We start from the raw sequence: 22,022 nt of genomic DNA, 5'->3' as shown, positions 1-22,022 counted from the left end.
AGTGCCTTACTAGGAATTAAAGTCAATAAATAGGCCGGACTGGTATCTCAGGGGATATCCGCGGCGGTTAGGTGTGAGCGAGGCAACATGAGACAGCAGGACAAACGGGGGGCAGGACAGGTTTGGGCGATCGCCAGCCTTGTACTGGGCACCGGGATGATTATCGATTCAGCCCAAGCCAACGCTGAAAATTTCGGCTTTGCGGGGTTGGATGTAGGCCATCTGGCCGTCAGCAGCGATGATCCAACCCATCATTCAACCCATCAGCCCACCGCGATCGCCCAGGGGTTGCCCCTGGAAATTACAGCGGTGCAAATCATTCCCCAAGAGGCTGGACTAGATCTGCGCCTGGAAACGAGCGGGGGCGACCTGCCATTGCCGATCTTTGAGCGTGCAGGCAACGAAGCGATCGCTGAGATTCCCAATGCCCGACTGGTACTGCCTGAGGGAAGCAATCGAGAGGAGCGCAATCCCATCCCCGGCATTGAGCGGGTTCAGGTGAACAATCTCCCTGGCGATCGGGTACAGATTGTGCTGGTTGGCACTGACGCGGCACCCCAGATTCAGCCGCTGACGGAGGCCGGACAACTGCAGGTTCGCATTGTTCCCGGAGAACCCAGTTCCGCCGCGATCAACGAGGCACCCGTAGACGGCGATGAGATTGAAATTACGGTCACCGCCGAGCGAGATCCGGCCTATAATCCCCGATCTAGCAGCACCGCCACGGGCACCGAGACACCCTTGCGCGATGTGCCCTTCTCAGTGCAGATTGTCCCGGAGGCGGTGATTGAAGATCGCAACGCCCTGGAGCTAGGCAAAGCTTTGGAAACTACGCCAGGGGTCATCAATGCAGGCGGCCGGGGCACTAGCGTCTTTGGCCCTGGGTTTCTGATTCGCGGGTTTGAAGCCAACGATGGTATCTTTCGAGATGGAATTTCCACCTTTTCCCTCTCGCCCCTCAGTACCAATGACATTGAACGGGTAGAGGTGCTCAAAGGGCCAGCATCCGTCCTCTTTGGCCAGGGAGAACCTGGGGGGATTATCAATCTGGTTTCCAAGCGTCCCCTAGACGAGCCATTTTATGAAATTTCGGGCACCATCGGCAGCTTTGAGACCTATGCTGGGGCCGTGGATCTTTCGGGGCCACTCAATGCTCAAAAAAACCTGAAATATCGCCTGAATCTCTCCTACGAGAACTACGGTAGTTTTCGTGATTTCGTTAACGGCGAGCGGTTCATTGTCTCCCCTATTCTCACCTGGGAGATCAACGACAAAGCCAGCCTAGATGTGTTTGGGCAATATGCCTACAACCGGGAAACCATCGATGAAGGTCTGCCGCTGTTTAGCCAAAGCCCCACGCAAAATGCCATTATCGATCTGCCTCGCCGGCGATTCCTCAATGAAGACTTTGGCGAATTTTCCCAGGATGAATTTAAGGTGGGGTATCGCTTCAACTACGATTGGAACGAAGACTGGTCATTGCGTCATTCATTGCAGTATTTGCAGTACGACCCCCAGCGACTTGCACCCCTATTCAACGATTTTGTGCAGCTTCCCAGCGGTGATTTAGAACGCTTGGAATACTTTGCCGGGGGCAGCTACAAACGTCTGTTTACCAACGGGGAGATCATCGGTCGGTTCCAAACTGGCCCCGTGAAGCATCAACTGCGCTTTGGCGTTGAATATCGCCATGATGTGGAAAAGCCAGAGTTCCAGTTTGATAACCTGTTTGCGCCCATCAATGGGTTCAATCCGGTCTACACCAACGTCCCCTACGCGATCGATCCCACCTTTTTCCGCGATGACCAGGTTGATACCTTCAGTCTCTATCTCCAAGATCAAATTGAGTTTATCCCTCAGCTCAAGCTGCTGGCAGGCCTTCGCTATGACCGCGTCAGTCAATTGCGCACGACGCGCGAACTGGGCAATCCCCGCGAGGAATTTCGCCTCACCGATGAGGCATTCACGCCGCGGGTGGGGTTGGTCTATCAACCCATTGAGCCAGTTTCGCTCTATGCCTCCTACACCACCTCCTTTAACCCGGCCTTTGGGGCCAGCCGCAATGCAGATGGTAGCCCCTTTGAACCGCAAACCGGACGTCAGGTTGAAGTGGGCATCAAAGCCGATCTCAGCGATCGCTTCAGCCTCAATCTGGCCGCCTTTGATATTCGTAAGCAAAATGTGGCCACGGACAATCCAGACACCCCCGATCCCTTTGATCAGATCCAGGCTGGAGAAGTGGCCAGTCGCGGCCTGGAACTCAACCTGGGGGGTGAAATTCTACCGGGCTGGAACCTCATTGGGGGCTACACCTATCTCGATGCCTTTGTGAGTCAGGACAATACCATTCCCGTGGGCAATCGTCTGGCCAATGCCCCGGCCCACCAGTTCAGCCTCTGGACCTCCTATGAAGTTCCCTCAGGGGATCTGGCCGGATTAGGGGCGGGATTAGGCTTGTTTTATGTAGAGGATCGCCAGGGCGACATTGATAACAGCTTTACATTGCCGAGCTACTTCCGCACCGATGCAGCCCTCTTCTACAAGCGTGATAACTGGCGCGTGCAGATCAATCTGGAAAATTTGTTCAATGAACGCTACTTTACAGCCTCCAACTTTGGCTTTAGTGCCAGCCCCGGCGCGCCGTTTAACGTTTCTGCTTCCTTCGCCATCACCTTTTAATGCTCGATGATCTGGACTGCCCATCGCCCGTTAGTTAGCCGTCGCTCCGTCTGGATGGCTGGGCTGTGGGGTTTGTTGCTAGCTTTCGGAGTGGCCGCTTGTCAGCCCCAATCGGTCACGGATCCGCCAACGGATCCAACCTGCCGCTGGGTGGATCATGCGGCCGGGAAAACCTGTGTTCCTGGTCAGGTGCAGCGGCTGGTGACCCTGGATACGGTGTCGTTTGAACATGCGATCGCCCTGGGCCTCAAGCCCCTGGGAACCGTGGATGTGCAGCGCCTGGATGCGCATTTGCAGTCCCATCTAACCGACGTGGTGGATGTGGGCCAGTCCGAGGGCGTCAATTTAGAACGGGTGTTGGCACTCAAGCCGGATTTAATTCTGGGGTTGGACTACCACCAGGAGATTTACAACCGGGCCACTCAGGTTGCCCCCACGGTGTTAATCAACTTTGAGCACAGCGGCCAGTGGAAAGATGTGTTCAAAACCTACGCTCAGGTGTTGAACCGCGTCAGTCAAGGTGAACAGGCGCTGCAAGCCTACCGCGATCGCATTCAGCAGTTTCAGCAGCAACTGGCATCCCAGCTAGATCCTGACCCCCTGTCATCCTTGCAGGTCTCCGTGATCCGCATCTATCCCGATAGCGTCAATCTCTACTTTCGAGACTCCTTTCCCGGAACCATCTTGCAAGATGCCGGCCTGTCCCGCCCCCCCGCCCAAAACCTATCGGCGGATGAGGCCAACCGTCGCTATCAAAATCCGATTCAGGCGGCCCTTAGCCTGGAACGCTTTGATCAGGCCGATGGGGATGTTCTCTTTATCTGGACGGCAGAAAATACAGCCGAAGCCAACCAGGAAGCCCGGAGTCAGTTAAGCGAGCTCCAAAGAGATCCACTCTGGCAACGGCTCAAAGCCGTTCAGCGCGATCGCGTTTATCAGGTGCCCAGCTATTGGATTGGCAGCGGTCCGATCGCCGCCACCGCCATCGTCGAGGACTTGTTTCAAGTTCTGGTGAACCGTGAGCCGACCGGGCGATCAGACCGCTCCCGCTTGCCGGAACGGTTGGGCGGTTAGGTTTGTGTTTCAACCGATCGCATCTCGGCTTCCGAAAGGCTCAAAGCCGCTGCAATTTGCTCGTCGCTCAAGCCGAGCGATCGCAGATTGGCCACTGCCGCCAGCCGAGCCTGCCGCTCTTGCTCAGCCCGCTGCCGCTCTTGTTCAGCCTGTTCGGCACTCCACCGGAGTAAATTTCCATCGGTGTCCCACCAGCGCAGCCAATGGGTGGTGATGCCCAAGCGCTGGCCAAACCAGATGCCTAAAAACAGCGATAGCTCTGGTATCCACCACTGTCCCTGTTCATTAGCGCTCTGGAGCACATACCTGCCATTTTGCAGATGACGCACTTCGAGCTTGGGTTCGTAGGGATCGTAGGTGACGTAGGTGGGCACCTGGAGAATCTGCTCGTAAAAATAGAGCTTGCCGTAGGGAGGAGTGGATCGCACCGACAGCTCCCCCCCGTCCTCATCAGAGAGAAATTCCATCACCACCCCCACGCCACTGCCCTGAAGATGGGGGGTGTAGCTGCGACGAATCACGCCGGGGGCCACCGGGTGAACCTGGGGGACGTAAAACCAGTCGGGAGCTTTGACCACGATTTTGCCGTTGACGGTGGCCACCAGCGCAAAGTTAGAGCCAATTAGCATCTGCGCTTGAATCAACGCTGCGCAGCCAAGCGCATCGGTTAAGGCCGCCGCCAGGGACGGTTGTTGAATATTTTCCACAGGGTCATCGGGCAAAACAAAATCAGCGGGGAGCGCTTCCCAAGTTACCTGGAGTCCGGTGGTAGGGGTTCGGGGCAAAACCATGGGTAATCTTTGGCGCTTCAATACTCTGGCGCGACGATCCAATCATAGCCAATTTTATCGGCATTCACTTTGATGACCAAACACTCCTAGATTCGTGCATGCGTGGGTGTACATGCTGACCTCTGCCATTTTCGCGGAGTTAGGAGTTCAGCAGACTGCCCAGTCCAATTCGTGTTGGGCGTAGGCTTGCAGAAAATAACAAATTCCGGATCAGGATAAAAAAAATCCGGCTCGGCCTCAGATCAAGGTGGAGTCTACCGAAGGTAGCGCTTAGTTTTAAGTATGGCCCTATTGCGTTGTTGTTTCCTGGAGCCTGAGTGAGCCGCCCATGTCCAAAGCAGTCTTGTTTGTCTGTCAATCGTGTCGAGTTTCATCGGAGTCAGATCAGGCGGATCAAGCCCAGATGCAGCCCTGCGAAAATAGCCAGGCAGGTGCCAACCTACTGCGACAGCTGCAACAGCTGCAAACGCAGCATCAGAGCTGTCCCCACTTGGCAGATCTGGATATTCAAGCCGCCGGGTGCCTTTGGACCTGCGATCGCCCCTGCGCCGTTGCCTTCTGCGCGCCGGGAAAACCCACCTATCTCTTTTCTGCAGTCGCCGAAACAGCCGCACCTGCGTTGCTGCAGATGGCAGATCTCTATCTGACCCGCGCGACGGGGCAGATTCCCTGGCCGCAAATCCCCGCCGCACTGCAAAGCGTCGATGCCGCCAGAATTCCACCCCTCGTTGCCGCCTCAGTGGCCCTTGAGTCCTCTACACCCGATGCGATCGCGCCCCTTCCCCTTGACCCTGCCCTGGAAGCTTCCCCTCCTGTTTAAACAGGCTGGACAGCTCCTCTACGACGCTCTCTATCCCCAGCGAAAACAGGTGCTGGGATTGACCGTTGTCCTGTTCAGCACCATTGGCCTCCAGATCCTCGACCCGCAGATTATTGGCTACTTTATTGACACCGCGATCGCCGGCGGCTCCCAGCACCTACTCTGGCGCGCGGCAGGGCTTTATCTGGCCATCGCCCTGCTGATTCAGGCCGGAACAGTCGTGACCACCTACCTGAGCGAGAGAATTGCCTGGCAGGCCACCAACCGGTTACGCCTTGATCTCGCCCATCATTGCCTGCACCTTACCCTCCCCTTTCATCACCAGCATCCTCCAGGATCGCTAGTGGATCGAGTGGATGGAGACGTAACCCTTCTGGCCCGATTCTTCTCACAATTTGTGATTCATCTGATCGGGAATCTGCTGCTGCTGCTGGGCATTCTGGTTGTCCTCTGGTTTCAACACCCCCTGGCCGGAATCATCCTGACCCTCTTTTCTGGCGGAACCCTGGCCTTTCTTTGCGGTCTGCATCGGATCGCCCTGGGCCCCTGGGGACGCTATCTCCAAGTGAGCGCCGAATACTTCGGCTTCATGGGAGAGGTCCTCCAGAGCCGCGAAGATCTGGTGGCCAATGGGGCTTCTCGCTACGTCATGCATCGCTTCTATCAGATCTTGCAGCGTTGGCTTCCTCTCTACCAAACCGCCCGTCTGAGCAGCACCTTGCTCTGGGCCAGTTCCGTGGGCAGCTTTACCCTGGGGCACGGAATAGCGCTAGCCCTGGCGGCTTACCTCTGGCGTCAGGAAACCCTCTCCCTGGGCAGTGCCTACCTCATTTTTCACTACACCCAACTGCTGAGCGACCCCATCGAGCGAATTCGCGAAGAACTGGAGGGCATCCAGCAGGCTCTGGCCAGCGTGCAGCGCGTCCTCGATCTGCGCCACACCCCTCTACCGCGCCATGCCGTCGATCCAGTCCCGATTCCCGTAGCCCCTTGGAGCATTGAATTTTCGCAGGTTGGATTTCGCTACGACACAGCGGAACAGCCCTGGGCCTTACAGGAGGTCTCCTTTCAATTGCCCGCCGGACAGGTGCTGGGTCTTTTAGGACAAAGCGGCAGCGGCAAGTCCACCCTAGCCGCCCTGTTATTGGGGCTATATCAACCGCAGCAGGGTCAAATTACCCTCGAAGGCATTCCCCTCAACCACCTGTCCCTTCCAGCCCTCCGTCAACAGATGGGGGTGGTCACTCAATCGGTACAGCTTTTTCAGGCCAGCCTTCGGGATAACCTGACCTTCTTTAATCCCGTCATTTCCGATCAGCACATTATGGCAGCGTTAGATCATCTACATCTGGTGGATTGGCTCTTAGGACTGCCTCAGGGCCTCGATACCATGCTGGGTGCCAATGGGGAGGGAATATCGGCAGGTCAGGCCCAGATGCTCGCCTTTACCCGTATCCTGCTTAAAAATCCGGGTCTCGTCATCTTGGATGAAGCGGCTTCCCGACTCGATCCCACCGCTGAGCAATGGATGGGACAGGCCCTTAAGTCTCTGTTACAGGGACGAACTGGACTCATCATCACCCATCGCCCGCAAACACTCCAGCAGGCTGATCAGATTTTAATCCTCCAGGGGGGGAAAGTGGTGGAGTACGGCCATCGCTTGACTCTTTTGAGTCATCCCCAATCTCAATACGGTCAACGCCTGCGCCAGGATGGACAGACGGGCAAGTCAGCGGGGCAATTCTAGGTGTTTAGCGTTTTCTCGTTAGCTCGTGGCGCTAGATTCTCGGCTGCGCTGTTTTACCCTATAACCGAGTTCTGGGCTGACCGGCAGGCTGGCCTCCCCACTGCGCCCGGCGACTCATAATGTGCTGAGCCGCCTCCCAGAGATAGCGTGGAATTTGAGGGTCAGGGCAGTTTTGATTCAACAGGTCATAGCTATCATGGAGCGAGAAATGGAGGCCGACTCTGGAAGCACTATCTAGCACGGACTGCCGCTCCGGTGACTCTGGCGTCACGTGGCCCACAAAAAAATCAGTCCAGCGATCGCCCTTGATCCGCTGGACTCTAATTGAGGCTGACTGGCGCCGAGGGGGTAACGCTCGGCTGAGACCAACAAGATTCCAGCCAGGAGGCCAGTTGAGGGCGCTTTGCCAAAACCTGACGAACGACGCTGTGGATCTGGACAATCTCAACTCCATTGCTTACCTCAACGACTAGGTTTCCAGCACGGTCACAGTAGGAAGGAATAGACAGATCCGATAGGCGACGCTGGATGTGCCAGCGATCGCAGCGCGGCACATCCAAAATACCTTGCATACTCTTCGCGCAATAGCTACTCTTTCCCATCGCACAACTCCAGCATCATAAACTCAGCTTATTGAAAATTTTAATCAACTATCGCAACTGCCCCTACCGTAACAGCTTCTCCTTACAGATGCAACTAATTATCAACTAAGAAGCTCTGGACCACTCTGGGACACCTATTGAGAATCTTTATTAGAGAATAGTCCCTGCGTCTGCCGGACTCCCCAGGGCCGCATGGACCAGGGTTTGAGGATTGGGGCGCGTGAAGATTTGCCCCGTGGGCTGTAACTGGACGGCAGGCCCCCCCTTGCATTCCCCTAAGCAATCGGTGGAGATCACGCGCAAGCGAGAGTCGAGCCCTGCGGACTGGATTGCCGCCGTGATTTGCCGCTGCAGCTGATTGGATCCCCGTCGCCCACAGCCTTTTGACTGGCAGACCGCAATGCAATCTGGTGTGGGCATCTCCAGAGATGGAGGTAAAGACCCAGCACCGGGACCCACTGCAAAGGCTTTGATCTTGACTTTTCCGGCTTTCACCGTCTTTAAAATTGAGATCTCAATTGATTCTCCAGGCTGCGGAGACCACTGGGGGACAAGGCGAAACCACTTTGAGGCTTTAATCGTTTGGGAACCTTGCGCCGTTTGCAACTGAATCGCCGCAATTCGCCCTGCTTTCTTTTGCTGAAAGGCAATAAATGTTCCCCCGAGGGTCAGAGATTGACAACCGTAGAGCATGGACCTTAATAGTTGTGTGACAAGGACTGAGAAGGATGAATTTAAGCTGTGATAGCCTTCTAACGGAAGTGGTTATATGAAATTAATTTGCAATAAAATTCATTATAGCGGTCCGAAGGAATTCACGAACTTGCCTTCCAGGATGGGGGTTCTCCCTGCACCGCGGTGGGAATATGGGCAGCAGACTTAATGAACAAACCATAAAGGAATAGCCTCCCCCAAAGAATTAGCGCTATACTCTGAGCTGTGCAGAGGGAGAAATTTGCCCCGGATTTCAATTCACAGGCAGGATTCTCACTGGCATCCATCCTGCATACATCAGGATCTATAGAAATTCTCAAAAGCTGGAGCAAATCATGTCAACCCAAACGGGGATCGTTCAAGAATTTGGGGTTGTTGTTGCCAATCCCTTAGGCTTGGAACATTCAACAACAGAGCCTATTTGCGAGGGGATGAATGTCTTGCTTGCAAGTTTCCAAGCCCTTTACTTGCAGTACCAGAAGCATCACTTTGTGGTGGAAGGCGCAGAGTTTTATCAGATCCATGAATTTTTTGAAGACTGCTACGACAAAACCCAAGGGCATGTGCATGACATTGGGGAGCGTTTAAACGGATTAGGGGGCGTTCCGGTGGCTAGTTTTCAGCGCCTGGCTGAGCTCTGCTGCTTTTCGCCAGAGGCCGATGGCAGCTTTGACTGCCGAACCATGATTGAGCATGATTTGGCCGCAGAGCAGGCCGTGATTGCCGTCTTGCGTCGCCAGGCAATTCAAGCGGAAAGCCTGGGCGATATGGCCACCCGACACCTCTACGAACAGATCCTCCTCGAAACTGAGGAACGGGCCTATCACCTGAATCATTTCTTGGCCGATGACACTCTGGTGCGTCTGCCCTAGTCTCCCCTGGGGCTTCGGGTTTTGTGTCCGTCTTTATGTGTCCGTCTTGATAAGAACTAGCGGTTGACCCTGGAGCACTGCCAAGGGCAGTGGCTCCAGGGTTGCCAGAGGAGCCGTTGACAACATCTAGGGGCCTGCAGACACTGCAGGTCATCCGTTGAAGAACTGGGCGGCACCTCCTCCCAGAGCCCCCAGGAGCAAAACCCAGGGGGGGCGCACCTTAAAGCCAAAAATGGCAATCATGGCGACTAGCGCCAAGGCAAGCGTCACTGGACTGACCACCGCTGTGCGAGCCAGGGTGTAGGTGACCCCCACCATGAGTGCGAGAGAGGCCACATTCACTCCATCTAAAAATGCGCGCAGGCTGGGGTGAGTGCGCAGGGTTGAAATCCAGGGCGTTATCAAGCCCACGAGCAGAAAGGCGGGTAAAAAGATACCAATCGTCGCGGCAATTGCGCCAGGAAATCCCGCCACTAGGTAGCCAACGAAGGTGGCGGTGGTCAGTACCGGACCAGGGGTCATTTGGCCAACCGCGATCGCGTCCAGGAGTTGTTGAGCGGTGAGCCAATGCCAACGCTCCACTAGGTCACGTTGCAAAAAGGCAAAGAGCACGTAACCGCTGCCGTAGAGCACCGATCCCACCTTCAGAAACACCCAAAAGACAGCGGTCCACTGGGGAGAATCCGGCGCCTTGGGCAGGGTAGCCCAGGGCGAGGTGCCCAGGGGGAACAGCAGCCCCGGCCAGAACCTGGTCTGCCCGAGGCGCACCAACAGTACGGCAATACCGCAGATCAGCAGCAACAGCAGTTCATTGATCCCCAGGGCGAAGCCTACCAGGGCTGCAATTGCCACCAGCGCTGTCGTTCGGTCTCGCACAGCTTTGCGCCCCAAGGTCCAAACCGCCTGCAAAATGATGGCAATGATGACGGCCTGGATACCAGATAGCCAGCCAGCCAGTTGGGGCACCGTTTGATAGCGCTGATAGAGGACAGCAAGGGCGCCCACGAGACTGACCGCTGGCAGCATAAAGCTAATCCCGGCTATCCAGAGTCCTGACCATCCGGCCCGACTGTAGCCGATGTGTATCGCCAGTTCCGTGGAGTTGGGGCCAGGAATCAAGCTAGTCAGCCCCATCAGATCTAGCAAGGTTTCGGGGGACATCCACTGGCGTCGCCGCACCACCTCTTCGTCCATCATGGCGATATGGGCCGCAGGTCCCCCAAAGGCCAGGGTCCCCAGCCGCCCAAAGACCCAGGCCAGCTCCACTAATTTGGCCCAACCTCTGAGCTCCCCCGGCTGAGACGCTCCAGGGTCAGGAGAGGAGGCTGCCGAGGCCGCAGAGGCGGGCTTCAAAGAGGGGTCGGAAGATTCGGTAGACACGATTTTAACAATCCGTAAACTGGCTCCTTGAGCCAAACTGTAGACGGTTGCTAAATCTCAACACAATAGCGAGGAATACAAATTATTCGTCACACTTTATCCGTCACACTTTATCCGTCACACTGGAGAGTTTCGCGCGTCGGACGGTGGGTTGTGGGGTTCGTGCCTGCGGCGATTTCACACAGGGCGGCGCGGGCATCGTCTCGCAGTTCTACATCGGTAAAGTCTGCCCCCTGGATTGTGGCGCCTTCAAACTGGGCGCTGTTGGCAAAGGCTCCCTCCAGATTGGCATTGTTGAGGTTAACCCCCACCAGCTCTGCAGAATCCAGGGTGGAATGACGGAGGTTTGCCCCCTCCAGATTGGCGCCCCGAAATTTAGAGCCAAATAGACTCACGCCCTCCAGATTGCTCTGGCTGAGATTGGCGTTGCGGAGGTTGGTGAAGGTGAAGCTAGAATCGGTCAAGTCCTGACCAGAAAAATCTGCATTGGCTAAATTCACCCGATCGTAGACCTCTGCCCAGGCTGGCCTGGCCCAAAGATTCAGCCACAGAACCACCAGTGCCCCCAAAAGGAGCAGAAGACTCAGCAGTCGTCCGCGCGATCGCGACCGAGAAACGCGCCGGGGCGTGGGATCAAATACAGTCATGGGGAAAAGGGATGGTATCGCTAATGTCCTCATCATCGCAAAAAAGCCTACCTTCGGAACTGCCTTCGGAACAAAATGGCGGGGATTGATTCGGTCTGTCCTCAGTCGCGATCGCCCATGACAAACAGTCCCAAGCCCAGGGCATTGGGGGAAAGCGCCTGGGTCCCCAAAATCGCCACAAAATCCTTTGCCTGCGGTTTGCCGCGATTAGCGCCAGTGACGCCTCGTGCAATAGCCAAAGCACAGCAGCCTTGGGTGACTTGATTCCGCTGGTCCCATTTGCGGCGTGCTTGAATATGGACCGGAGAAGATTGGAGGTATTCTCCAAACAGGTTAAATTTGCGATCGTGCGTATAAATGACCCCAAGATCCATGCGCTCTTGGGCAAATTCATCAAAGCCCTCCAGAAAACCAATGCCCGCCAAGCCGCTATGGGCTTCCAGGTCAGCCAGGATTTTTTTCGCCTTCGGCAAGGAGGTTTGCACCATGACCACGGGCAGCCCCTCCCCGGTGCCCACGATCTCCGCCTCAACCCCCTGCACCTTCGGCGCCAGGTCCTCATAGAGCCCCCAGGGCAACATGCCAATGGAAACCAGAGCCTTATCAGGAATCAGCGTATCTTGAATACTGAGCTGATCATCTAAAAGCCCCATCAGCTCTGCGGGGTCTAGATCCTCAGCCTCCGGTGCCGGCACTGCCAGATCCAGCAGGTTCATCGAGAGGTCGGGCAGCGTTTTCAAGGTAACCTTGCGGATCAGATCGGGCTGCTTGGGCAAGGGCTTGATTTGATAGGTCCCCTTCAACTCCGGAAAGTCCTCCTGGAGAAACCGGCGACGGGAGCGCTGCAGAAACTTGAGGAACCCCTCCAAACTGGCCAGCATGGCCACAGCCTCCTCCTCTTCCAGAAACGGACGGAGCCCTTCTAAGGGATGGATGGTGCCAAGGTTGAACTCGGGAACCCTGGCCAGGAGAGGCTTGCTCTCTGGCCAGGAATCGGGGGTATCGTAGTTTAGAAACAAACAGTCCTGGCTGAGAAAAATTGATTCTAGATCTTCCTCCTCCGCTTGCTCGAACTCGAGATTTTGTCGATCACAGGCTGCCTGCCGAAATTCTCGCAGAGAGTCCAACGATCGATAGAGCAGCAGCCCGAACTCCATGCCCATTTGCCCTAGACAGCACAGGTAGTAGGTTTCGGTCTGTTTAGGAGAATTGGGATCTTGGAGGGTGATCTCAATGATGTGGTGATCGGCTAGATCCGTCCAGGGCGCCGCTGCCCAAATTCTCCTGGCCAGGGACTCTAGCGCCTTTTGAGATTGGGGCGGAAGGGCCGATCCGTAGGTGGAGGACATCACCTCCATACTCTGAACAATCTCATCAATGAGCGGTAGCTCAGGGTTGTAAAGAATATCGATGGCTAAATCCTGAAGGGCTCCGCGCAGAAAAAACTGCTGCTGGCGATCGCGCACGTAGATTTGGCGTGGGCAGACCGGAGCCGCAGGACCATGGGGATATTCAATGGCCTTGATCAAGGTGCGAACCAAAACCTCTGGCCCTGCCGTGGCCGGAACGATATCCATCGCCCGAATCACCTTGGCATCGTCAACCCAGAGAACCCACTCCGACTCCCCGGCCAGATCAACGCCACCGCGCCCTTTAAAAACTGCCGGTAGCGGACGGCGATCGCCCTCCCAAATGCCTTCGTCCTTGGGTAAAGATTGTAACCGCCGCACAGTTGAGGAGCTGAGTAAAGCCATACCACCGATGAAAACTAATGACCCGCCGGTTGGAGAACCGTTGAACTCAATTAACCGAGCCATTATCTCTCATGACTTTGGGCCATGGAGCGAGTTCGATGCAAAAACACACGTTTTCAGCGTTTAAGTTGCGTTTTGTAAAGCTGAGGGGCCAGTCTCCTGGGGGAGGTTGGATCCCCGATGCTTTGCCAGCAGCCCCAGGCATCCAGCCTAGGCCGGACGTCGCTCAAACTCTCCCCAAATGGCCAGGGTTAAGCCGGGGTGCTGCAGATTGACAAACATCGTCAGCGGATCGGTGGAAAAGCAAACGCCCGCAAACTCTGAATTGTTAAGGGCGTTGCGGGCAAAGGGATAGAGATGGCCCTGGGCATCCACCCCGCGCAGATATTGATCGCTCGCTCCGTCTTCGCACACAAACAAATCGCCAAAGGGTGCCACCGTAATATTGTCAGGAAAGTCCAGAATCTCCTGCTGGTTGGGCTCCACAAACAGGCTAAGGGTACCGCCTTCTTCTGGATGGGATCCGGGCAGGTAGCGCCAAATTTGGCCGGTGCGGTTTGGTCCACCGTCGGTACAGGTCAAGTAGAGGCTCCCATCGGCATAGACCAATCCCTCCCCGCGGGAAAACTGGGCAGCGCCCTTCTGAAACCCTTCCTGGCGAACGGTGTCGGTGGGCGGGTCGGGCTGGTCAATGGCGACCCACTCAACGCTGTGGCTTTGACCCACCTGGAAGCCCGTGCGGGTGATCGCCTGGGGCTGCTGACGAATCTTGAGCGCTTCTAGTCGACCGCCTGCGGCCAGGTTTTCAGGGGATTGGGGAATAAATCGATAAAAGAGGCCATCGACTCGATCTTCGGTTTGATAGACTATACCGGTTTTCGGATCTATGGCTACGGCTTCATGGTTAAAGCGGCCCATGGCTCGCAGCGGCTCTGGCACGACCGGCTCCTGGGCAGAGGCCGGGACTTCAAAGTTATAGCCGTGGGGACGGCGGACTGCATGCTGCCCCGGCATGGAGACATCTTCCTCGCAGCTGATCCAGGATCCCCAGGGGGTTGGGCCGCCCGCACAGTTACGACAGGTTCCCACCAGGGAGCTGTACTGCTTGACTAGCTGGCGATCGCGGTTCACCACCAGCGTGGTGGTTCCCCCAGGGCAGGCCCTGTCGTAGGCATTAGGACCCAGCACTGCCGGGGTTTGAGCCGGACTCAGTTCATGGTTACACACCAGCACAATTGAGCCATCGGCCTGGGCAAAGGCCGCCATTCCGTCCGGTGCACCCGGCACGGGGTGGCCATCGCTCATGGGATCGCCCGTGCGGGAAATCACTTTATAGGCAAACCCCTCAGGCAGATCTAAAATTCCCTGGGGGTCAGGGAGGAGGGGGCCATAGCGCAGGGTTTCAAAGGCTTTTCCCTGCGCGAGCCGAGAGGACAGTAATCGCAACGGATCGAGGGTTAGCACCGAGGCTATCCCCAATCCAGACCAGGTCAAAAACGCACGACGAGAAAGGGCCAAGTTCTCCTCCTAGGGCTAACAATCTTATAGGGGGTTAATAAGATGATTGGACTAGAGTACCCGCGAATTGAATTCCAGTCATGATACGCCCAATACATGACCGAGTTTCCCTCCATTGCCTCGCTGGGGTCTAGAATTCAGGTTTGCAAGCAGCGGATCTCACGCAGGACCCATCTCATCCAGGGCCGCAGTACCCAGCGTTGACAGGATGGCTTAGGATGGACTACAGCATGTTTTCTGTCAGATGGCACTAAACCTATGGCCCTTATTATTACGGGTAAGAAATTTATCAAGGATGTAGAAACCGCCGGGGCAGTTGGGGCCTACGTCCCTCTTGAAGGTGGATTTGAGGGACGCTATAAGCGGCGCCTGCGGGCCGCAGGCTATGCCACTCAGTTTGTGTCGGCACCGGGTCTTGGGGATGTCTCCGCCTTTATGACCGATGTACACGGAGTCCGGCCTCCTCACCTGGGCAAGCAGGACCTGCGCCGGTTTTTTCTGCCCCCATTTCTGACCTATCACCTGGAAAATTTACCGCCGCGGGCCAAGGGACTGGTGCTCTGGCTCTACGATGGCAAAAAGCTCACCCAGCAGGAGCTGGCCTATTTTTGTGATCTGACTCAGCAGGAGCCCCGCCTGAAGGTGGTGGTGGAGCTAGGGGGCGATCGCAAGTTTTCCTGGAAGCCATTGCGCTCTGCGCTGGAAGCGGCCTAGATGCTGGATCTTAAGGGGTGACAGGCGATGCGAGAGCCCACGCCCCTCCAGGCCCTCCGAGAAGGTCACTGGTTTAAACTGATTTGCGGGGCGAGCTTTCAGCATTTACCCTCAGTGCGCACCCTTACCCTGGCCTATGCCATTGCCGGAGCTGACTGTATCGATGTGGCGGCAGATCCAGCGGTGATTCGCATTGCCCGCGAAGCTCTAGATCTTGCCCAAACCTACAGCGCCAATGCGCCCTGGCTGATGGTGAGCGTCAATGATGGGGAAGATCCCCACTTTCGCAAGGCCCAGCTTGATCCGCGCCGCTGCCCTGGGGACTGCTCCCAGCCCTGTGTGGATATCTGTCCGACGGAGGCGATTACGCCCCGATCCCTTGCCCAAATGGGCGTAATTGAGGACCGCTGCTATGGATGCGGTCGCTGTTTGACCCGTTGCCCCATTGACCAAATTGTGGCGCAATCCCATCAGGTGCATCTAGCCGATTTGCTGCCCGATCTGCGATCGCTTGCGGTTGATGCGCTGGAAATCCATACCCAGGTTGGGCATTTCGAAGCCTTCCAGCGGATCTGGCAACAGGTGAAGCCCCTGTTGCCTCACCTCAAGCTGTTAGCGATTAGCTGTCCTTACGCGCCAGGGGTACTGGACTATTTGCACTCGATCTCTGCCATCCTGCCCCCCCTGCCCTGCCCACTCCTGTGGCAAACGGATGGTCGCCCCATGAGCGGCGATATTGGCGGAGGAGCGACGCGAACCACGGTCAAGTATGCGCAGCAGGCCCTCAGGGCGAATCTGCCTGGATATATTCAGGTTGCTGGAGGCACCAATGCTCACACCGTAACGAAATTAAAGGCCCTGGGCCTGTTTCAACCCTTGAGTTCCCTGGCCCCCACTCCTCGTCGCGCCAGGGACGGGTCCCCGGACTCATCCTGCTCAAGGCTGTCCGATCAGACCAGTCCGATCCGCCGATCCGCCGTTTCAGGTCTGGCCTACGGCAGCTACGGGCGATCGCTCCTGGAGTCCATTCAGGCCGATCTGGATCAGCTCACCTACGGTTCCCCTCGCCTAGAGGACGTGCCCCCGCTCATGGCGTCAGCCATCGCCAAGGCGCAGTCCCTCGTTGCCCCAGTGAAATCAAGGTAGCGATTAAGATCTTGGATGAACTGGGGCGGGTTTGCCCCAGCCTTCAGAGCAAATTGCGTTAGAGTATCGGCAGGACCATCCTTGACCTCTCCCGTCAACCTGTTCCGCCCCTTGACAGTTGCTCCTTGAAAGTTCAGTTCAGTCTTCGCATGGTGGATTTTAACGTCCCTTCCCTGTCTCCAGAAGTTAGTGATCTTCCCAAACTGCTGACGATTCTGCCCATGCATCTTCAGCAAGCCCTTGAGCGCCATCCGGATTACCACCAGCTCATTGAGGTTATTTTGGATCTTGGCCGTCTGCCGGAGGCCCGATTTCCCCAAAAAGCGGAGTTTCTCTCCGACCAGGTGATTCGCCGCAGCGACCTTGACTATTGCATTGAGCGCGTGGGTCAGTTTAGCGGGGATAATCGTGCCGGAATTGAGCGCACCCTGCATCGCATCAGCGCCATTCGGAATCGTCAGCATGAAATTATAGGGTTGACCTGTCGGGTCGGGCGCTCTGTGTTTGGCACCACCAGCATGATTCGAGATCTGGTGGAAAGTGGTCGCTCAATTTTAATGCTGGGGCGTCCTGGGGTGGGAAAAACCACTGCCCTGCGAGACGTTGCCAGGGTGTTAGCCGATGAACTAGACAAACGCGTTGTTATTATTGACACCTCCAATGAAATTGCCGGAGATGGGGACATTCCCCATCCCGCCATTGGGCGGGCGCGGCGCATGCAGGTGGCTCGTCCTGAGCTACAGCATCAGGTAATGATTGAGGCTGTGGAGAACCACATGCCCGAGGTGATTGTCATTGACGAAATTGGTACGGAACTAGAAGCGTTGGCCGCTCGAACGATTGCTGAACGAGGCGTGCAGCTCATTGGAACCGCCCATGGCAATCAAATTGAAAATTTAGTCAAGAACCCGACCCTGTCAGATTTGGTGGGGGGCATTCAATCGGTCACCCTTGGTGATGATGAGGCGCGGCGGCGCGGCAGTCAAAAAAGTATTTTAGAACGTAAGGCGCCTCCGACCTTTGATATTGCGGTGGAGCTGACCGAGCGCTATCGCTGGGTGGTACATCAAGAGGTGGCAGAGACAGTGGATCTGCTACTGCGAGGGCGACAGCCCCATCCCCAGATTCGCTCCCTCGACAAGAGCGGTAAGCTGGTGGTGGAAAATCCCGCCCCCGCTCCGGCACCAGTAGCCGCAGAAGATCGAGTGACGCCGCTCTCGTTGGCGGGCTGGCAGATGTCAGGGCGGATGACGCCTGTTTCAGCGGCCTATCGCGCTTCCAGCTCAGACGCATCCCAGTTTCAGCAAATGCTAGAGGATTCATTCCAGGAGCGCGATCGCTTTGGGAATCGGGCTCACCAATCAGGCCCCAACGGTGAGGATCTGCCCCTTCATGTGTATCCCTATGCGGTGAGTCGATCCCAGCTAGATCAGGTCATTACCAGCCTGAACTTGCCCATTGTGCTGACCAAGGACTTAGAGCATACGGACGTGATTTTTGCCCTGCGATCGAACATTAAGCACCATGGCAAGCTGCGTCAGATTGCCCGAAATCGTCAAATCCCTATTCACACCATTAAGTCCAGCTCCATGCCCAATATTGCCCGCGGGCTTCGGCGATTGTTGAATATGGAGGAGCCTGGTAAATCTGAGCTGATTGATTTCCAGCTCATGACCACGGGCAAGGAACATGATGAACTCGAAGCGCTGGAGGAAGCGCGGTTAGCCGTCGAGCAGATTGTGATTCCGAAGGGGCAGCCCGTGGAGCTGCTGCCACGTCCTGCAAATGTGCGGAAGATGCAGCATGAGCTGATTGAGCATTACCGATTGCAGTCGCGTAGCTTTGGCGACGAACCCAACCGTCGGCTGCGGATATATCCAGCTTGAGGTGCTGGGGCTTAAAACGGCAGAAAACCGCTTCAATATGCTGGTGCTTGCAAAAAAACCTAGTGATCAGGTGAAGTGAGAATTGGCGTGGACGTTCCCATTTTTTTGTCGGTATTTCTATACAACTGCCGGTTACTTCAGGAATGGTCACAGACTGCCGACGTGCCGCTGAGTTTCTCTCGGAAGATGACGAGCAAGATGATGAGACGCTGAGGCGATAGGCTCACCAGGAGGCTAGATACCCAACTGCGATCGCCGTCTTGAGGAGCGGGGCGATCGCCCTTAGTGATGCAAAATATTTTGGTCGTAGGAAAAGTATGGGCTGAGGTACAAAACCAACTTTAATTTTATTGGTTCAGAGTACTTGGCGAAGCACCTTCAGGGGATTGGAGGGGCTGATGATTCAGCCATGAGAGAAGACCTAGTGATTCGGCTGGCCTCCCAATTGAGAGAGTTGGCGCGGGGCGATGGTCTGCGACCGGCCTGCGGCCATCGCTGGGTAAAGATCTGATTTCAGGCCAAAGGTGATGCCTCTGGAGCGGCCTAGGCGATCGCTGAGTGAATTCGCAGGGCAGTGAGGTTTGGAAGCAGAGTAGGGCGCTGTTGGGGCGATCGCTCCATCAATCAATTACAAGAATCTAGGGGCGATCGCACTCCCTTTCCCCCTTTGTTGAGAACAGCGTTTGTTCATGGAGGTGATGCCGTTTGACTCGATGAGACATCGGATCGAGCGATCGTTTATGAGATGGAAACACGTATTGCCACCCCCAGGTGCGTCCTAAATTAGGATATTTTTGGGCGAGGGCATAGGGAAGGGATGCCTCTCCATAGCCTTGGCTAAGATCAAACTGGAAAAGCCGCTGGGCAAACTGAAGCTGAAGTTGAAGGCCAGCAATCAACGATTGGGGAAGCATCGTTAGGCGATCTTTGTAGCCCTTGCCATCCCTCACCATAATTTGTCAATAATCAAAATCCAGATCTTTAACGCGCAAGTGCAAGCATTCATTCAGACGTAGCCCTGCTCCATAAAGCAAACTCGTCATGATGTAAAAGACTCCTCCCAAATTTGCCAAGATCTTTTGCACTTCTTCACGGGAAAAGACAACAGGCAACCGCTGGGAACGATGCGGTCGTTCAATTCCTTCAATGAAAGGCACCTCGATTTGTAAGACCTGCTGATAGAGGAACAGGAGGGCACTCAAGGCCACATTTTGAGTGGATGGAGCAATATGCTTGTGGAGCGCAAAAGATGACAAATAATCACGAATTTCTGAGACGCCCATTTCTCTTGGATGGCGCATGTGGTGAAATCGGATGAAGTCACGAATGTAATAGAGATAGGACTTTTCCGTCTTGAGACTGAAATGTTTTAGTCTAGCTGTAATTGTTATCTGTTCAATTAATTTTGGCGCATGAGAATCAAGTGAGGAGGCTGGCATGACTCAGAACATGTAAAGAAATGAAACACTCTATTTCAGGAAACGGGGATCCTCAGTACCAATAATAGTACACATATACCATATTTAAGTTGGTATAACACCCCTCCATTGGGATGTTAAATTTCAGAAATATTTCTAACATCCTGATTAAAGGGTGTTAAACTTAACAGCCACGCTTAACATGACTTTTAGGGGAGTTAGACGTCATGATGATGTCTAAATCATAGTTATACGGCTCTAGGCTGTCGGTCTGGACGCAAGCGGAAGATCTTGCTGAGGTAGCCCTTCTCAAATTCCGCTCCTAGTGAGTTTGTAAGAGTCGAAATTGTTAGAGGAGGAGGCAGGGATGATGTCAAAGAGGTTGATACAAGCTCCTTAGCACCAAAGCACTTGCCATTCTTGGTGAATTTAGGGGAAAACTGAGATGTGGCATTCATTACTCTGACCAATGGTTATCCAAGCATACCGAACACAACCCTACATGACGACGCATGAGAACCGTATATTTGATGCGTTGCTAGGCAAGTTAGAAGAGATCTGGGGTAGCTCAGAAGAGATTGTTCTCCTTCTGGGTAATTTTCAATGCCAAGGATCTGAAATTGATGCAGCGGTTTTGAAGAAAAACAGTATCACCGTTATCGACTTCAAAGACTATGGAGGACTGATCAAATTCTCAGAAAATGGTAGATGGCTTGCAGATGGAATTGAAATCAAGGGAGGAAACAAACCAAATCCATTTATTCAAATCAAAGATAATAAGTTCGCATTACTTAAAGTCTTAGAAAAAGTCCAATTTTCTTCGGGTAATCAGCCAAATCTAGGTCATATATCTGGGCTGGCACTTTTCCATAAACCTATTAAATTTGACGAAAAACAACTACCTCCTAATATTGAAAGGTGGTTTCATGTAGTTGATTTTGATCATGCAGTAGAGCGACTGTCACAAATCACAAGTCGAGAAATTAATCTTTCCAATCAAGATTTAGAACGAATTTCAGAGGCGCTATCTATTCCCGAATACGTTCCAGTAGGCTCAGGTACTAAGGCTGCAACATCCTCTGTGAAAGGATTCGACAGAGAAAGGATAGAATTTCCTGATTCTTTGCACCATGCAATCTCTCAAGTTGAAACGTTTCTAGAATCACCAGAGAGAATCATGATTCTTACTGGAATGATTGGAACTGGTATAGAGCAGGTGATGATTGCCACTGCCTCTGTAGCACTGAAGAATGGTCGGAACTTCACTATTCTTGCTCCTAATCATCGTATAGCATTGCGTTATGAAATTGAAGCTGACAGCATTTACACTCATATCTATTCAGCAAATCCAAAGCTTGATAAAGAAAAATTTGTCTATGAACTGCTAGAGAATAAGGAGGTTGGCAACCATCTATATATTGTTGGCGATGCACATTTGATCTCAGATTCAATATTTGAAACAGATGATTCACGTTATGGTAGTGGTCAACTTCTCACAGATTTTTTGAATTTTTCTGGAATTTCAGATTCTGAACGACAAATCATATTTTTGGGCGATCCCTTTCAACTAACACGTGGCAAGGCAGATGAGTCTGCACTGTGTAATGATCGGTTGCAAGCCATCACCAGCTTTAAAGTAAACGAAGTCTATCTTGATCGTATTCTTTCCGATCAGGAAAACAGTTTGTTTGTTATTAACTGTCTAAGATTGGCACAGTGTATTAAAGAGGAAGCATTTAATCAGATTCATATTGCCACAAACACTTCTCAAGTTATTGAGGCTCCATCTGAGCAAATATCTAAACATCAAATACTAGAGAAATTATTTATTGAAGACCCGAAGTCCACAAAGTTTATTTCTTTTACTCATGCAGAAACTAATCAAATAAATAATTGGATAAGGAGAAAGGTTTTTGGACGTGCAGATAACATTTCTCCAGGTGATATCGTGCATATCCACAATAGTTTCTCTGTACGAAATAAAGATGACCTAGAGCGTCCTATTTATGTCTCTAATGACTCATTTGCTGAAATTATTGCAGTCAGGGAAGATGTTGAACCGGTAGTACAATCCCTGAAAGGACGTGATAAACCTATCACAGTTCACTTCTTGAAGATTCAAGCTCGATTATTTCATGACTTTAAAGAGGTTGAGTTTCTTTGTCTGAAAAACTATCTGTATGCAGGGCACCTCGAAAAATTGGCTTTCTGACCTGAATAGTCTGTATCAGCGGTTAATTGTATAACTTGTCAAGGAGAT

At 53.9% G+C, this 22,022-nt stretch carries 19 protein-coding genes; 9 read left to right on the top strand and 10 right to left on the bottom strand.

Features of this window, described 5'->3' with window-relative positions; genetic code table 11:
- The first annotated feature begins 87 nt into the window (after positions 1-87).
- Both QQ91_RS08700 and QQ91_RS08695 read left to right on the top strand, forming a co-directional pair.
- Positions 88-2,679 carry a TonB-dependent siderophore receptor gene (locus QQ91_RS08700; RefSeq protein WP_236096124.1) on the top strand — a complete coding sequence of 864 codons (2,592 nt, stop codon included), beginning with the start codon at positions 88-90 and terminating at the stop codon, positions 2,677-2,679.
- A gap of 72 nt (positions 2,680-2,751) precedes the next feature.
- Positions 2,752-3,753 (top strand): iron-siderophore ABC transporter substrate-binding protein, encoded by a 1,002-nt coding sequence (locus QQ91_RS08695; protein WP_250833305.1) that lies wholly within the window; start codon positions 2,752-2,754, stop codon positions 3,751-3,753.
- Here QQ91_RS08695 and QQ91_RS08690 read toward each other — a convergent pair.
- Positions 3,750-4,544, bottom strand: a complete 795-nt coding sequence (locus tag QQ91_RS08690; protein ID WP_166281586.1) for a Uma2 family endonuclease — start codon at positions 4,542-4,544, stop codon at positions 3,750-3,752. The genes QQ91_RS08695 and QQ91_RS08690 overlap by 4 nt on opposite strands.
- Positions 4,545-4,872: 328 nt before the next feature.
- On the opposite strand from QQ91_RS08690, the gene QQ91_RS08685 reads away from it, so the two are divergent.
- On the top strand, positions 4,873-5,364 hold the full coding sequence (locus QQ91_RS08685; RefSeq protein ID WP_166281584.1) for a DUF1636 family protein: 492 nt from the start codon (positions 4,873-4,875) through the stop codon (positions 5,362-5,364).
- The gene (locus QQ91_RS08680) at positions 5,309-7,111 is read left to right on the top strand and encodes an ABC transporter ATP-binding protein (protein WP_166281635.1); all 1,803 of its coding nucleotides are present in this window, start codon (positions 5,309-5,311) and stop codon (positions 7,109-7,111) included. The genes QQ91_RS08685 and QQ91_RS08680 overlap by 56 nt, the downstream gene beginning before the upstream one ends.
- Positions 7,112-7,169: 58 nt before the next feature.
- Here the strand turns inward: QQ91_RS08680 and QQ91_RS08675 are convergent, their stop codons facing one another.
- From QQ91_RS08675 to QQ91_RS08665, 3 genes are all read right to left on the bottom strand, one after another.
- Entirely contained in the window at positions 7,170-7,391 is a 222-nt protein-coding gene (locus QQ91_RS08675) for a hypothetical protein (RefSeq protein WP_166281582.1), read from the bottom strand.
- Between the two features lie 40 nt (positions 7,392-7,431).
- Positions 7,432-7,713, bottom strand: coding sequence for an Asr1405/Asl0597 family protein (locus QQ91_RS08670; protein WP_166281580.1), 282 nt, complete (start codon positions 7,711-7,713; stop codon positions 7,432-7,434).
- A 150-nt stretch (positions 7,714-7,863) separates the two neighbouring features.
- The gene (locus QQ91_RS08665) at positions 7,864-8,406 is read right to left on the bottom strand and encodes a (2Fe-2S) ferredoxin domain-containing protein (RefSeq protein ID WP_166281578.1); all 543 of its coding nucleotides are present in this window, start codon (positions 8,404-8,406) and stop codon (positions 7,864-7,866) included.
- Between the two features lie 356 nt (positions 8,407-8,762).
- Here QQ91_RS08665 and dpsA point away from each other — a divergent pair, with 356 nt between their 5' ends.
- Positions 8,763-9,299 carry a DNA starvation/stress protection protein DpsA gene (gene dpsA, locus QQ91_RS08660; protein WP_166281576.1) on the top strand — a complete coding sequence of 179 codons (537 nt, stop codon included), beginning with the start codon at positions 8,763-8,765 and terminating at the stop codon, positions 9,297-9,299.
- Between the two features lie 150 nt (positions 9,300-9,449).
- On the opposite strand, the gene QQ91_RS08655 is transcribed toward dpsA, so the two are convergent.
- The 4 genes from QQ91_RS08655 to QQ91_RS08640 all read right to left on the bottom strand — a co-directional run bounded on the left by QQ91_RS08655 (position 9,450) and on the right by QQ91_RS08640 (position 14,598).
- Positions 9,450-10,679: a chromate transporter gene (locus QQ91_RS08655; protein WP_250833304.1), complete on the bottom strand. Its 1,230-nt coding sequence runs from the start codon at positions 10,677-10,679 to the stop codon at positions 9,450-9,452.
- Positions 10,680-10,789: 110 nt separating this feature from the next.
- The gene (locus tag QQ91_RS08650) at positions 10,790-11,326 is read right to left on the bottom strand and encodes a pentapeptide repeat-containing protein (protein WP_166281574.1); all 537 of its coding nucleotides are present in this window, start codon (positions 11,324-11,326) and stop codon (positions 10,790-10,792) included.
- Positions 11,327-11,427: 101 nt separating this feature from the next.
- On the bottom strand, positions 11,428-13,143 hold the full coding sequence (locus QQ91_RS08645; RefSeq protein WP_166281572.1) for a DUF6930 domain-containing protein: 1,716 nt from the start codon (positions 13,141-13,143) through the stop codon (positions 11,428-11,430).
- Positions 13,144-13,290: 147 nt separating this feature from the next.
- Positions 13,291-14,598 (bottom strand): alkaline phosphatase PhoX, encoded by a 1,308-nt coding sequence (locus tag QQ91_RS08640; RefSeq protein WP_166281570.1) that lies wholly within the window; start codon positions 14,596-14,598, stop codon positions 13,291-13,293.
- Between the two features lie 258 nt (positions 14,599-14,856).
- On the opposite strand from QQ91_RS08640, the gene QQ91_RS08635 reads away from it, so the two are divergent.
- The 3 genes from QQ91_RS08635 to QQ91_RS08625 all read left to right on the top strand — a co-directional run bounded on the left by QQ91_RS08635 (position 14,857) and on the right by QQ91_RS08625 (position 18,344).
- The gene (locus QQ91_RS08635) at positions 14,857-15,312 is read left to right on the top strand and encodes an NAD(P)H-quinone oxidoreductase subunit N (protein ID WP_166281568.1); all 456 of its coding nucleotides are present in this window, start codon (positions 14,857-14,859) and stop codon (positions 15,310-15,312) included.
- A gap of 27 nt (positions 15,313-15,339) precedes the next feature.
- The gene (gene ldpA / locus QQ91_RS08630; RefSeq protein ID WP_166281566.1) at positions 15,340-16,458 is read left to right on the top strand and encodes a circadian clock protein LdpA; all 1,119 of its coding nucleotides are present in this window, start codon (positions 15,340-15,342) and stop codon (positions 16,456-16,458) included.
- Between the two features lie 149 nt (positions 16,459-16,607).
- Positions 16,608-18,344, top strand: coding sequence for a R3H domain-containing nucleic acid-binding protein (locus QQ91_RS08625; RefSeq protein ID WP_166281631.1), 1,737 nt, complete (start codon positions 16,608-16,610; stop codon positions 18,342-18,344).
- A 638-nt stretch (positions 18,345-18,982) separates the two neighbouring features.
- On the opposite strand, the gene QQ91_RS08620 is transcribed toward QQ91_RS08625, so the two are convergent.
- Positions 18,983-19,297, bottom strand: coding sequence for a site-specific integrase (locus QQ91_RS08620; RefSeq protein ID WP_236096123.1), 315 nt, complete (start codon positions 19,295-19,297; stop codon positions 18,983-18,985).
- A 6-nt stretch (positions 19,298-19,303) separates the two neighbouring features.
- On the bottom strand, positions 19,304-19,783 hold the full coding sequence (locus QQ91_RS08615; RefSeq protein WP_236096122.1) for a phage integrase N-terminal SAM-like domain-containing protein: 480 nt from the start codon (positions 19,781-19,783) through the stop codon (positions 19,304-19,306).
- A 481-nt stretch (positions 19,784-20,264) separates the two neighbouring features.
- On the opposite strand from QQ91_RS08615, the gene QQ91_RS08610 reads away from it, so the two are divergent.
- Complete coding sequence (locus QQ91_RS08610; protein ID WP_166281564.1) at positions 20,265-21,974, top strand: nuclease-related domain-containing protein; 1,710 nt, start codon at positions 20,265-20,267, stop codon at positions 21,972-21,974.
- Positions 21,975-22,022 lie beyond the last annotated feature (48 nt).

The sequence above is a fragment of the Lyngbya confervoides BDU141951 genome, from assembly GCF_000817775.3.
GTDB classification, from domain to species: Bacteria; Cyanobacteriota; Cyanobacteriia; order Thermosynechococcales; family Thermosynechococcaceae; genus Lyngbya; species Lyngbya confervoides.
The sequence above is the reverse complement of the archived record's forward strand: the minus strand, read 5'-3'. Positions and strand labels throughout refer to the sequence as shown.